At 62.9% G+C, this 12,275-nt stretch carries 7 protein-coding genes and 2 pseudogenes; 3 read left to right on the top strand and 6 right to left on the bottom strand.

Annotated elements, in window-relative coordinates; translation table 11 throughout:
* Positions 1-25 precede the first annotated feature (25 nt).
* From ACYU03_RS09055 to ACYU03_RS09030, 6 genes and pseudogenes are all read right to left on the bottom strand, one after another.
* Entirely contained in the window at positions 26-3,178 is a 3,153-nt protein-coding gene (locus tag ACYU03_RS09055) for an efflux RND transporter permease subunit (RefSeq protein WP_461889904.1), read from the bottom strand.
* On the bottom strand, positions 3,175-4,368 hold the full coding sequence (locus ACYU03_RS09050; RefSeq protein WP_461889902.1) for an efflux RND transporter periplasmic adaptor subunit: 1,194 nt from the start codon (positions 4,366-4,368) through the stop codon (positions 3,175-3,177). The genes ACYU03_RS09055 and ACYU03_RS09050 overlap by 4 nt, the downstream gene beginning before the upstream one ends.
* A 49-nt stretch (positions 4,369-4,417) precedes the next feature.
* Positions 4,418-4,696 carry a DUF2790 domain-containing protein gene (locus ACYU03_RS09045; RefSeq protein ID WP_461889900.1) on the bottom strand — a complete coding sequence of 93 codons (279 nt, stop codon included), beginning with the start codon at positions 4,694-4,696 and terminating at the stop codon, positions 4,418-4,420.
* A gap of 227 nt (positions 4,697-4,923) precedes the next feature.
* Positions 4,924-6,177, bottom strand: coding sequence for a Na+/H+ antiporter NhaA (gene nhaA / locus ACYU03_RS09040; RefSeq protein ID WP_461889898.1), 1,254 nt, complete (start codon positions 6,175-6,177; stop codon positions 4,924-4,926).
* Positions 6,178-6,653: 476 nt separating this feature from the next.
* Positions 6,654-7,283: pseudogene (locus tag ACYU03_RS09035) on the bottom strand (LLM class flavin-dependent oxidoreductase); the annotation flags it as partial.
* 234 nt (positions 7,284-7,517) lie between these two features.
* Positions 7,518-7,747: pseudogene (locus tag ACYU03_RS09030) on the bottom strand (DUF3077 domain-containing protein).
* 300 nt (positions 7,748-8,047) lie between these two features.
* Between ACYU03_RS09030 and ACYU03_RS09025 the strand changes: the two are divergent.
* From ACYU03_RS09025 to dusA, 3 genes are all read left to right on the top strand, one after another.
* A complete protein-coding gene (locus ACYU03_RS09025; RefSeq protein WP_461891429.1) occupies positions 8,048-10,327 on the top strand; it encodes a TonB-dependent receptor in 2,280 nt (759 codons plus the stop codon).
* Positions 10,327-11,007: a Fe2+-dependent dioxygenase gene (locus ACYU03_RS09020; RefSeq protein WP_461889896.1), complete on the top strand. Its 681-nt coding sequence runs from the start codon at positions 10,327-10,329 to the stop codon at positions 11,005-11,007. The genes ACYU03_RS09025 and ACYU03_RS09020 overlap by 1 nt, the downstream gene beginning before the upstream one ends.
* Positions 11,008-11,253: 246 nt before the next feature.
* Positions 11,254-12,264 carry a tRNA dihydrouridine(20/20a) synthase DusA gene (gene dusA / locus ACYU03_RS09015; RefSeq protein ID WP_461889894.1) on the top strand — a complete coding sequence of 337 codons (1,011 nt, stop codon included), beginning with the start codon at positions 11,254-11,256 and terminating at the stop codon, positions 12,262-12,264.
* The last annotated feature ends 11 nt before the right edge of the window (positions 12,265-12,275 follow it).

Raw genomic sequence — 12,275 nt, 5'->3', positions numbered from 1 at the left:
AGGGTCGCAGTCCCCAAGCGGTCGCTCACCGTCCGTTGCGCAGCAACGGACGGTTTCCACTCAAAGCGCGCATCAGAACGTAGAACACCGGGGTCAGGAACAAACCGAAGAAGGTCACACCGAGCATTCCAGCGAACACCGTGATCCCCATGACCTGGCGAACTTCGGCCCCTGCGCCGCTGGAGTAAACCAGCGGTAATACGCCCATGATGAACGCCATGGAGGTCATCAGGATCGGCCGCAAGCGCAGCCGGCACGACTCGATGGCCGCTTGCACCGGCGTGCGGCCCTCGAACTCCAGTTCGCGGGCAAACTCGACGATGAGGATGGCGTTTTTTGCCGAAAGCCCCACCAGCACCATCAGCCCGATCTGGGTGAAGATGTTGTTGTCGCCATCGGTCAGCCACACGCCGGTGAGCGCACAGAGCAGCGCCATCGGCACGATGAGGATGATCGAAAACGGCAGCGCCAGGCTTTCATACAGGGCTGCAAGCACCAGGAACACCAGCAGTACAGCCAACGGAAACAGCCAAAGAGCCGAATTCCCCGCGAGGATCTCCTGGTAAGTCAGGTCAGTCCATTCGAAGGTGATGCCGGCAGGCAGCGTCTGCGCGGCTATCCGCTCTACGGCTTCGCGGGCCTCGCTGCTGGAGTAGCCTTGGGCCGCCGCTCCGCTGATGTCGGCACTGGGGAAGCCGTTATAGCGCATCGCCCGCTCAGGACCGTGCCCTGGCCGCAGGGTCAACAGAGCCTCCAAAGGCACCATCTCGCCACTGCCCGAACGGACATGCAGCGCCCCGACATCTTCGGCATGGGCACGGAACTCGGCGTCGGCCTGGGCCCGCACGGTGTAGGTGCGCCCTAACTGGGTGAAGTCGTTGACGTACAAGCTGCCCAGGTATATTTGCATCGTGCTGAAGACATCGCTCACGGCGACACCCAATTGCCTCGCCTTGACCCGGTCCACCTCCGCGTGAAGCTGGGGAACGTTGACCTGGAAGCTTGAGTAGATCCCCGTCAGTTCAGGCGCCTGGGACGCCGCAGCAATGAACGCTTTGGTCGCCGCGTCCAACGCCCCATAACCCAATGCGGCACGGTCCTCGAGTTGCAGGCGGAAACCGCCCGTGGTGCCCAGGCCGCGTACCGGGGGCGGCGTGAAAATGACGATCCGCGCCTCCTTGATCTCGGCGAACGCCCGATTCAGGTCGGCGGCGATGGCCCTGGCGCTGTGCGCCTCCCCTACCCGCTCGGCAAACGGCTTGAGGTTGACGAAGGCGATGCCAGCATTAGAGCTGTTGGTGAACCCGTTGACCGACATGCCGGGGAATGCCAAGGAAGCGCGCACGTCCGGGTGACGCAAGGCGATGTCACTGACCTGGCGGACGACCCTCTCGGTGCGGTCCAGGGTAGCGCCGTCGGGCAGTTGCACCACCGCCAGCAGGTAGGTGCGGTCCTGTGCCGGGACGAACCCACCTGGCACGGCCTTGAACAGCAGCACGGTCGTACCGACCAACACCAGATAGACGCCGAACATCAGACCTTTGCGCGTCAGGACTCCACTTACGCTGCGGCCATAACCTTGCGCACCACGCTCGAACAGACGGTTGAACACACGGAAGAAGCCTCCCAACACGGCATCCATGGCCCGTGTCAGACGATCCTTCGGGGCGCCATGGGGTTGCAGCAGCAACGCGGCCATGGCAGGTGACAAGGTCAATGAGTTAAAGGCCGAGAACACGGTGGAAATGGCGATGGTCAGGGCGAACTGACGATAGAACTGTCCGGTCAAGCCACTGCTGAAGGCCAGTGGCACGAAGACCGCGCACAGCACCAGGGCGATCGCGATGATCGGGCCGGACACCTCACGCATCGTCCGGTAACTGGCCTCTCGCGGAGACAGCCCGGCCGCAATGTAGCGCTCGACGTTCTCCACGACCACGATCGCGTCATCCACCACGATGCCAATGGCCAGGACCAACCCGAATAGGGTCAGGGTGTTGAGTGAAAAGCCGAAGGCCAGCATCACGGCGAAGGTCCCCACAATGGAAACCGGCACGGCCAACAGTGGAATGATCGAAGCGCGCCAAGTCTGCAGGAACAGGATCACCACCAGCACCACCAGGGCCACCGCCTCCAGCAGCGTGGTCGTCACGGCATTGATCGACGCGGTGACGAATTGGGTGGGGTCAAAGACGATGCGATAGTCCACACCATCGGGCATGTACGCCTTGAGTTCGGCCATCACCTCCCGGACTTCGTTGCCGATAGCCACGGTATTGGACCCCGGCGCCTGCAACACGAACAGCGCCGCGGCTGGCTGGTTGTCCATCAGCGCACGGCCCGCATAGTCGGCGCTGCCCAGTTCCAGGCGGGCGACATCACGCAAACGGGTCACCGCGCCGTCAGCATTGGTGCGCACGACGATATCGCCGAACTCCTCGGTGTCCCGCAGACGGCCCTGGACGTTGATCGACATCTGTGTGGTGACATCGGGCAGGCTGGGGCTGGCGCCGATGATCCCTGCGGCAGCCTGAACGTTTTCCTGACGGATCGCCGCTACCGCGTCACTGGCAGCCAGACCGCGCTCACGAAGCTTTTGCGGGTCCAGCCAGACGCGCATGGCGTACTCCCCCGCCCCGCGCACCTGGACGTTGCCCACACCCTGAATCCGCGCCAAGCGATCACGTACGTTGAGGACCGCGTAGTTGTTCAGGTAGGCCATGTCATAGCGCCCGTCCGGCGAGTACAGATGCACCACCAGTGTCAGGTCTGGCGTGGTCTTGACCGTCGTTACCCCCAAGCGCCGGACCTCTTCAGGCAGACGCGGCTCAGCCTGCGTCACCCGGTTCTGAACCAGTTGCTGGGCCAGGTTCGGGTCCATGCCGAGTTTGAAGGTGATCGTCAGGGTCAACAGGCCATCGGTGGTCGCCTGGCTGCTCATGTAGAGCATGTCCTCGACGCCATTGATGGACTCTTCCAGCGGCATGGCCACCGTTTGCGAGATGACCTCGGGGCTGGCGCCGGGAAAACGCGCCGAGACCACGACCGTAGGCGGCACCACCTCCGGATACTCGGAAACCGGCAGCAGCGGGATGGCGACCAGGCCGGCCACCAACATCAGTACCGACAGTACGCCAGCGAAGATCGGCCGGTCGATGAAGTAGTTGGAAAAATTCACGGTCGCACCTCCTCGTGCTCGACGGAGGCGATCTGGCCACCCTCTTCCGCCACCGGCAGCGGAACGACCACGGTGCCCGGCCGGATGCGCTGCAGGCCGTTGACGACAATGCGCTCACCCTCGGCCAACCCGGACGAAATGATCCTCGAGCCTGCTACCCGGGCGCCCAGCGACACTTCGCGATAGGCGACTTTGTCGCCCGCCTCCAGCACCATGACATAACGGCGGTCCTGGTCCGTGCCGATAGCCCGTTCGTCCACCAGCAGTGCTTCGCTGGCCTGGGCCTGTCCCATGTGCAAGCGAGCGAACTGTCCAGGCATCAAGCGCCCTTCGGGGTTGGGGAACACCGCTTGCACCCTTACCGTACCGGTGCGGTTGTCCACTTGGTTGTCGATCAATTGCAAACGCCCTTCAGCCACCGTCTTGCCAGCCTCCAGCAAGCGGACCGGAACCACCGACGGATCGTCCCATTGCGCCGTGTCGCCAAGGGCGCGCACCACGGCCTGCTCATCGGCATCGAACGCCACATGGATAGGATCGATCGATACCAGAGTGGTCAGCACCTGGCTGTTGGCGCCGGCTTCCACCAGGTTGCCAACCGTCACCTCCCGGCGGCCGATGCGGCCGGCAATCGGTGCGCGGATCTCGGTGTAGTCCAGCTCGAGACGGGCCATGCGCAAGCTGGCCTGGGCCGCTTTCAGGCTAGCATCGGCCTCGCGAAGCTCGCTCTCGCGCTGCTCCAACAGGTTCTGGGCTATCGCACGGGAGGGCCATAAACGCCTCGCACGCTCAGCCTCCGCGCGGGCGTAGTCCAAGCGTGTCCTTGCCGCAGCGACCTGGGCCTGGGCCTGCTCCACCACGGCGGCGAAGGGCGCCGGGTCGATGCTCAGTAGCAGGTCGCCTTGCCCGACCCGCTGCCCTTCAGTGAAGTTAATCGCCTTGATCTGCCCAGAGACCCGTGAGCGTACGGCCACGCGCTCGATGGCCTCGAAGCGTCCCGAGAACTCGTCCCAGACCTGCATTTGGCGCTTCTGCACAGTGGCGACGTTCACCTCAACCGCCGCAGCGGCGGTGGTGACCGGCGCCGCCTGTGGACGCTGGCTCCACCATACGAGCGCCAGCGCACCCGTCGCCATTAGAGCAAATAGGCCCCCAAGGCGCATCCGCGCCTGCACCGTTCGAAGATTCATGATCATGGCTCCAACAGCGGAAGTTGTCTGAGCGAAAAGATGACGGGCCTCAGTTCTGACAACCGTTACCCATGATCCTGTATCGAAGGGTGTGGCGGACCCCGTCGGAGTCCTCGTAGGTCATTTCGGCTGGCACGACCTCGCAGACATTCGGAACCTTGCTACGGGACAACACACGGGCGATATCCAGGTCCATCCCATAGCGGTAATCCACTACGTTGCCCTGCACCTTGTGTGCCGACGCCAAGGAAGCATCGGTAGCCATGACCTGGCTGCTCAGCAGAATGCCGAAGATGGCGGAAAGTCCGGTAATCAATGAAGTACGCATTTCAACTCCTCCGTTCAACGGCCCTTGCGACATGCCAGGGCTTCTCGATGAGTTGATGCCACTCTAAGATTCAATGATTCCTGTGATAATCCCATCAAAATGAGATGAGCTTGTGAGCTTGCCTCACAAATAAACCTTTCCTCAGCCCCGCGCCCGTCGGTGCCAGGCAAGGCCGTGGGCAACTGATACAACGGCGCCACCCAACGAACCTCGCCCAGGCGAATGACTCAAACGTCGCCGGAAGCCTTGCGCAGTTCGCCCTCGGCCTCGTCATCCGGCGCCTTCGGCAGCAGCCTCAGCAGGATGCAGGCGAGGATGGCGGAGACGAGCGAGCCCAGCATGATGCCGATCTTCGCCTCCTCCACCAGCGTCGGCGCTGTAGGAAACGCCAGGCCGCTGATGAACAGACTCATGGTGAAGCCGATGCCGCACAGCATCGACACCGCGTAGATCTGCAGCCAGGTCGCGCCACGGGGCTTGGCCGCCAGGCCGCTCTTGACCGCCAGCACCACGCCGGTGAACACGCCCAACTGCTTGCCCAGGAACAGACCCAGGGCGATGCCCAGCGGCAAGGGCGCAAAGATCTCGTCAAAGGACACACCGGCCAGAGAGACGCCAGCATTGGCAAAGCCGAACAGCGGCACGATCAGGAAGCCGACCCAAGGCGACAGGGCGCTTTCCAACCGATGCAGCGGCGACTCGGCCTCATGTTCAACGCCAGGCAAGGCACCATAAGGAATCAGGAATGCCCCCACCACCCCGGCGATGGTGGCGTGAACACCCGACAGCAGGGTGACGAACCAGAGGGCCACCAGGCCGATCAGGTAAGGCCAGAGCGACATGACCCGGCAACGGTTCAACAGGAAAAGCACCGCCAGGATCACCGCCGCCGCCGCCAGCGCGCCCAGGTTCAGAGCCGAGGTGTAGAAGATGGCGATAATGGCCACCGCCCCCATGTCATCGAGGATCGCCACCGCGACCAGCATCAGCTTCAGCGACAGCGGCGCATGCCGACCCAGCAGCGCCAGGGCACCAATGGCGAAAGCGATGTCGGTAGCGGCCGGGATGGCCCAACCATTGGCGAGCGTCGTATCGCCGCCGGCAATGCCCAGGTAGATCAACGCGGGGAACGCCATGCCCATCATCGCCGGCAAGGCCGGCAGGCTGCGCTGCTCCCAGGTCGACAGGCGCCCATCGACCAGCTCGCGCTTGATCTCCAGGCCCACCAGCAGGAAGAAGATGGCCATCAGGCCATCGTTGATCCATAAGTGCAGGCTCATCGGCCCGAGCTTGTCGCTGAGCGTCGGCCCGTTGGCCGTATGCAGTACATCATGATAGAGCGTCGCGAGCGGGCTGTTGGCAACCACGACCGCAGCGGCGGCCGCGAGCATCAGCAACACGCCGCCCGCCGCCTCGCTGGCCAGGAAGCGCCGCAGAGCGGAGGACTGGCCGTCCATGGAGGATGAAGTGTTGGAACTCATGCTTGATTCTCCTCGATCAAGTAACCACCCACGAACATGCCCGTGCGCGCAGCGAGCCGGGCACGGCAAGACCTTGGCGCCGACATGTGCGGGCCAATAAGGCTAGGGCGAAAGTGAGGGGGAAGGAAGCTTGGCAAGGACCGGACCGTCGCCAATGGAAAGGCCGGATACCGCCAAAAAAAGAAGGTGGCTGCTAATAACGTCATGACACATCCTACGGAAAACAAATCAATGTTCTCCGTATTCGGGGCTGGCCCCGGGCGCACGCAGCACACGCCAAGCCTCGGATTTTAGCGACGCAAGGCTGGGAGGGGAACTCTTTTCTGAGGCGAAATGTTGCACGGGGTCGCTCGGTGACCTGCCCACCTCGAATCCATGGCCGGCACCGTACAGGTAGGAGCCAGCGTAAGCTGGTGATGCAAGGTGCCAGCCTTGCCAGAGACAGGCATATAGGGGCCGTGACCGCCAGCGTAGGCCTACGCCACCGCCTTCTCCCGCCGCTGCTCGGCCTCCAGCTCACGCACCAACGGCAGCACATGCCTGCCGAAGTACTCGACCTCCTCCTGGGAGTGCAGGAAGCCCGACAGGATCAGGTCCACCCCGACCGCCTTGAGCGCGACGATACGTTCGGCGATCTGCCGCGGTGTGCCGATCAGGTTGGTCTTGAAACCTTCGTTGTACTGCACCAGGTCTTCAAAGCTGGACTTGGCCCAGTTACCCTCCTGCCCGGGGCTGGCGGCACTGGCATTATTCGCTTCGCTGCCAAAGGCATTGACCACCTCGGGGTTGGCCTTGTCGATGATCTCCTGCAGCACGGCACGGCCTTCCTCCTCACTGTCGCGGGCGATGATGAAGGCGTTCACACCGACCTTCACCGTGTGGCCATTGGCTGCAGCTTTGGCCCGGATGTCATCGACCTGGGCCTTGATTCCTTCCACGGTGTTGCCGTTGGTGAAATACCAGTCGGACACCCGCGCCGCCATGTCCCGCGCCGTCCGTGAACTGCCTCCCTGAAAGATCTCCGGGTGCGGCTGCTGCAGTGGCTTGGGCTTGAGGCTGTAGTCGCGGAAACGGTAGAAATCGCCATTGAAGGTGAAGTTGTCCTGGCAAGCGTGCCAGGAAAGGAAAGCGTTCTGGATCAGAGAGATAAGCGCAGACGGGACTAGGAGCGAGTGCCTGCTGAAAGACAGGGTGCTGAAGGGCTGTTGGCCGGGCAACAGTTGCAGCCATTCAGCCTCCGGATCTGAAAGGCCTTCAGGCGCCATCTATCGTTTGGCTTGGGGCTGCTATGCAGCCCCATACAGGTACTCGGCAGTGGGCTTTACAAGTTGGGGCCGCCTCTAGTGACCCGACCCCATCTCCACACCATCGACAAGCGCCTTGGCCATGGCGCTGAGGTAATGAGCCGCCCAGATCAGCGTGCCCCATCGTCCATGCCCCCGATGAAGGTCAACTCACGCATACAGCCCATGAGGATCGATGCCTGCTCCAGCGCATAGCCGGAGGGAATGCCGGGCTCGACGCGGAACAGGATTGAGAAATGGGGAAATTCCGAAGACTTCTCCGACAACTAGAGGCAACCATTCAAAAAGGCATTTGCAAAACAGCTTCTTTGCAGTCTCTCAGAAAGCAGAAGCAGGCCGCCCTCGTCCGACAACATGAGGCCGAGCGTGGATCGGCCAGGGCGTATGTAACGGGACGTGTTGGACGGCGATCGGCCAACAGGCCAATACATTTGCGGACACCGAAGGGGGCGGGTCCGTCATTAGAATCCCGCTGCACGAATGAGACTGATTTTCTTTAAGGAGTTCACATGCCCCCTGCATCCTCCCAACGTCTTCCGGCGACCCTGGCGCCGGCTTTTGGCCTGATGCTGGGCGCCTGCACCCTACCTGCCCAAGCCGAGGCCCAAGCACTCGACCTTCCCGCGACCGAGGTGACCGGCAAGCAGGCGGCCTACAAAGTCGACGAGGTGACGTCGAGCAAGATCACCACGCCGCTGCTGGATGCGCCACAGAGCATCAGTGTCGTCCCGCGCGCGGTGCTCGAGGAGCAAAATGCCCAGAGCCTGCAGGACGTGCTGCGCAATGTGCCGGGCATCACCTTCATGTCAGGCGAGGGCAACCTGGGCTGGGGTGATCTGTTCTCCATCCGTGGTTTCGCCGCTGAGCAGAGCCTGACGGTCGATGGCGTACGCGATGCCGGCATGTCCAGCCGCAACGACACCTTCAACCTGGAACAAGCCGAGGTATACAAGGGCACCGGCTCCGTGGAGTCTGGCGTGTCCGCGGTGGGCGGCAGCGTCAACCTGGTGAGTAAGCGCGCGCACCTGGGCGATGCCGGCAAGCTGTCGGCAGGCATCGGCACCGACAAGTACAAGCGCCTGACCGCCGACATCAACCGCCAGCTCAATGACACCACCGCCGTGCGCATCAACCTGATGAAGCACTACAACGCCGTCTCCGAACGTGACGAGGTGGACTATGACCGCTGGGGCTTTGCCAGCTCGTTCGGCTTTGGCCTTGGCACCGACACCCGCCTGTGGATCGACGCCTTCTACCAAAAGGACGACAACACTCCCGATGGCGGGGTCCCGATCCAGCGCGGCACCGACGGCAAGCGCATGCCGGGCGTGTCGCGCGACGCCTGGTACGGCGATTCGAACCTATACACCCAGCGCACCGAAACCCGCTCGCTGACCGGCCTGTTCGAGCATGACGTCAACGAAGACCTGACCCTGCGCAACCAACTGCGCTGGCAGCAGACCGACAACTGGGCGGTGCTGTCGCCAGCGCGTTTCGTCGCCGCCAACGCCGATGGCAGCCGCACCTGCACCGATGGCCGCTGTGCCAGCCTGGGCTATGTCGGCATCGGCCCACTGAGTTCGATCAACGGCATCAACGCCTACACCCAGTACGCCAACACCGATGGCAGCGGCTACGCCTACCTGCGCGGCAGTGACTTCGGCCTGTCCAAGCGCTATGAGATCGTCGATAACCAAACCGACCTGCGCTTCAACTTCGACACCGGCGGCATCCATCACGAGGCCGTGACCGGCATCGAACTGTACCGCGAGATCTACGGTGGCCTGCACAAAAGCCTCAACGTGCCAGACGGCCCAATGTTCTTCGACCTGTCCGACCCGGCGCACCGCTTCGCTTCCACTCGTGTCGACAAGGGCTACGGCGACCCGCGCAGCGTGGTCAAGGACGCCGCGCTGTACGCCTCCGACACCCTCACCCTGGACCCGCAATGGCAATTGCTGCTGGCGCTGCGCTACGACCACTGGCAAGTCGACAGCGACCGCGCCACGGGCAGTAGCAGCACCCGCGACGACGCCATCGGCGGTCGCGCTGGGGTGGTCTACAAGCCGTTACCCAACGGCAGCATCTACCTATCCTACAGCCAAGCCGCGCAACCATCGGCAATCGGTGCCAGCACCAACAACCAGATCTACGGCGCAGCCAACAGTGAGGATTACAAACCCGCCGTATCGCGCACCTACGAGCTGGGCACTAAGTGGGAACTGCTGGACGATCGCTTGAACCTGACCGCCGCCCTATTCCGCACCGAGCTGGAAGACAGCTGGGAATACGCCGAAGGCGAGGCCGCGCCGGTGCGAGCGCTGCCGGCCAAGCGGGTGGACGGCATCGAATTGGGCCTGCAGGGCCAGATCACCGATCGCTGGTCAGCTTATGCTGGTTTCGCGGCGATGAAGAGCCGCCAGACCAAGGGCATCAACAAAGGCGAGGAAGCGAAAAACGTCCCCGACCTCACCGCCAACCTGTGGACCACCTACGACCTCACCGACCAGCTCAGCGTCAGCTACGGCAGCGACTATGTGGGCCGGCGCCGCTACAGCGACAATAAGTACGTCGGCGGTCTGAACAACAACAGCAGCTACGCCGACGGCCCGTCCGGGGTCCACACGATCTACACCCGCGACCACGAGAAGGCGCCATCCTACTGGCTACACAGCCTGGCCGCACGCTACAAGGTCGACAGCCAGACCACGGTCAACCTGAACGTGTCGAACCTGTTCAACAAGTTCTACTACAGCCGTATCGGCGCCTCGTTGGATGGCTTCCAGATCTATGGTGTGCCCGGTGCCGGCCGTACCCTGACCGCCAGCCTGGACTACAGCTTCTGATGTTGGTGCAGATCGACAGGCTGTTCAGTGCCAATGAACTGGACACCATGCGCCAGCAACTGCTGGCGCGCCCCTGGGTTGATGGCAAGGCCACGGCTGGCGTGCAATCGGCCCAGGCCAAGCGTAATCGCCAGCTGGGAGAGGACGACCCGATCGCCCGCCAGCTCGGCGGGCAGATCCTGCGCAGGCTGTCGGACAACCCGCTATTCATGTCCGCCGCCCTCCCCAAACGCATCTACCCGCCGCTGTTCAACCGCTACGCCGACGGCGAGGGCTTTGGTTTTCACATCGACAACGCCATCCGCGGCATCAAGGGCGTGCGCGAGCGGGTGCGCACCGACCTATCCGCGACCCTGTTCCTGGCCGAGCCGGAAAGTTACGACGGTGGCGAACTGGTGATCCGCGACACCTTCGGCGAGCGCCAGGTCAAGCTGCCTGCCGGCCACCTGGTGCTCTACCCTGGCAGCAGCCTGCACCGGGTCGAACCGGTCACTCACGGCGAGCGCCTGGCGGCGTTCTTCTGGATCGAGAGCCTGGTGCGCGAAGACAGCCAGCGTAGCCTGCTGCTGGACATGGACGTAGCAATCCAACGCCTCACCGCCCAAGGGGCCGACTCAGGGTCGTTGCTTGAATTGACTGGGGTTTACCACAACCTGTTGCGGCGTTGGGGGGATACTTGAGCAGGACACATGGGCCGCATCCGTAGCAGGAACCACGACCACCCAGGAACATCCTACGGACGAATCCCCCTACTCTTGGTAAACTGTCGGCCCTCTGCCCTTTGTTATGACCCGAGCGCGATTGACGATTGCCGCCCGCTCCATCGACGTTTTTGCGTGCCGACCTTGCTCACCTTTACCTATGAGCTGTGCATTGCCCACCAACGCGAAAATTTACTGAATATGCTGAAAAACACGTCGTAGAAAATGCTCCCAGAATCCGCTGTAACGCCGCAATCCCCACGCCCTGAGCCGTCCCGCCGCTTCAGCGTGGCGCCGATGATGGACTGGACTGACAGGCATTGCAGGTTCTTCCTGCGCCTGCTCTCCCGCCATGCCTTGCTCTATACCGAGATGGTCACCACCGGTGCTCTACTGCACGGCGATGCCTCACGCTTTCTGCGCCATGACGTGTCGGAATACCCGCTGGCGTTGCAGCTGGGCGGTAGTGTGCCGGCAGATCTGGCGGCTTGTGCACGGCTGGCGCAGGCGGCGGGGTATGACGAGGTCAACCTGAACGTGGGCTGCCCGAGCGACCGGGTACAGAACAATTTGATCGGTGCTTGCCTGATGGGGCATCCGGCGCTGGTGGCCGATTGTGTCAAGGCGATGCTGGATGCGGTGGAGATTCCGGTGACGGTCAAGCACCGCATCGGCATCAATGGCCGCGACAGTTATGCCCAGTTGTGCGATTTCGTCGGCCAGGTGCGCGATGCGGGCTGCCGCAGCTTCACAGTGCATGCGCGTATCGCGATTCTCGAAGGGTTGTCGCCGAAGGAGAACCGCGAGGTCCCGCCACTGCGCTACGACGTGGCGGCACAGTTGAAAAAGGACTTCCCGGATCTGGAGTTCGTGCTCAACGGCGGCATCAAGACTTTGGCTGAGTGCCAGGAACACCTACAAACCTTCGATGGCGTGATGCTCGGCCGCGAGGCGTACCACAACCCGTACCTGCTAGCCGAGGTGGACCATTTGTTGTTCGCCAGTGAGGCTCCAGTGATCAGCCGCAGCGAGGCGCTGGCCAAACTGCGTCCATACATCGTCGCGCACATGGAAAGCGGCGGTGCGATGCACCATATCACCCGCCATATCCTCGGTCTGGGCCAAGGCTTCCCCGGCGCGCGGCGCTTCCGCCAGTTGCTGTCGGCGGACATCCACAAGACCAAGGACCCACTGGGCCTGCTGGACCAAGCCGCCGAGTTGCTGCAAGGCCGCTGAGGGGGAACCCC

This window comes from Pseudomonas sp. X10 (genome assembly GCF_054889225.1).
The sequence above is the reverse complement of the archived record's forward strand: the minus strand, read 5'-3'. Positions and strand labels throughout refer to the sequence as shown.

Excerpts from the sequence above, each read along its gene's own strand:
- ACYU03_RS09045 (WP_461889900.1), bottom strand. The coding sequence starts at position 4,696 with ATGCGTACTTCATTGATTACCGGACTTTCCGCCATCTTCGGCATTCTG.
- dusA (WP_461889894.1), top strand. The coding sequence starts at position 11,254 with ATGCTCCCAGAATCCGCTGTAACGCCGCAATCCCCACGCCCTGAGCCG.
- ACYU03_RS09025 (WP_461891429.1), top strand. The coding sequence starts at position 8,048 with ATGCTGGGCGCCTGCACCCTACCTGCCCAAGCCGAGGCCCAAGCACTC.
- ACYU03_RS09050 (WP_461889902.1), bottom strand. The coding sequence starts at position 4,368 with ATGAATCTTCGAACGGTGCAGGCGCGGATGCGCCTTGGGGGCCTATTT.
- ACYU03_RS09020 (WP_461889896.1), top strand. The coding sequence starts at position 10,327 with ATGTTGGTGCAGATCGACAGGCTGTTCAGTGCCAATGAACTGGACACC.
- nhaA (WP_461889898.1), bottom strand. The coding sequence starts at position 6,177 with ATGAGTTCCAACACTTCATCCTCCATGGACGGCCAGTCCTCCGCTCTG.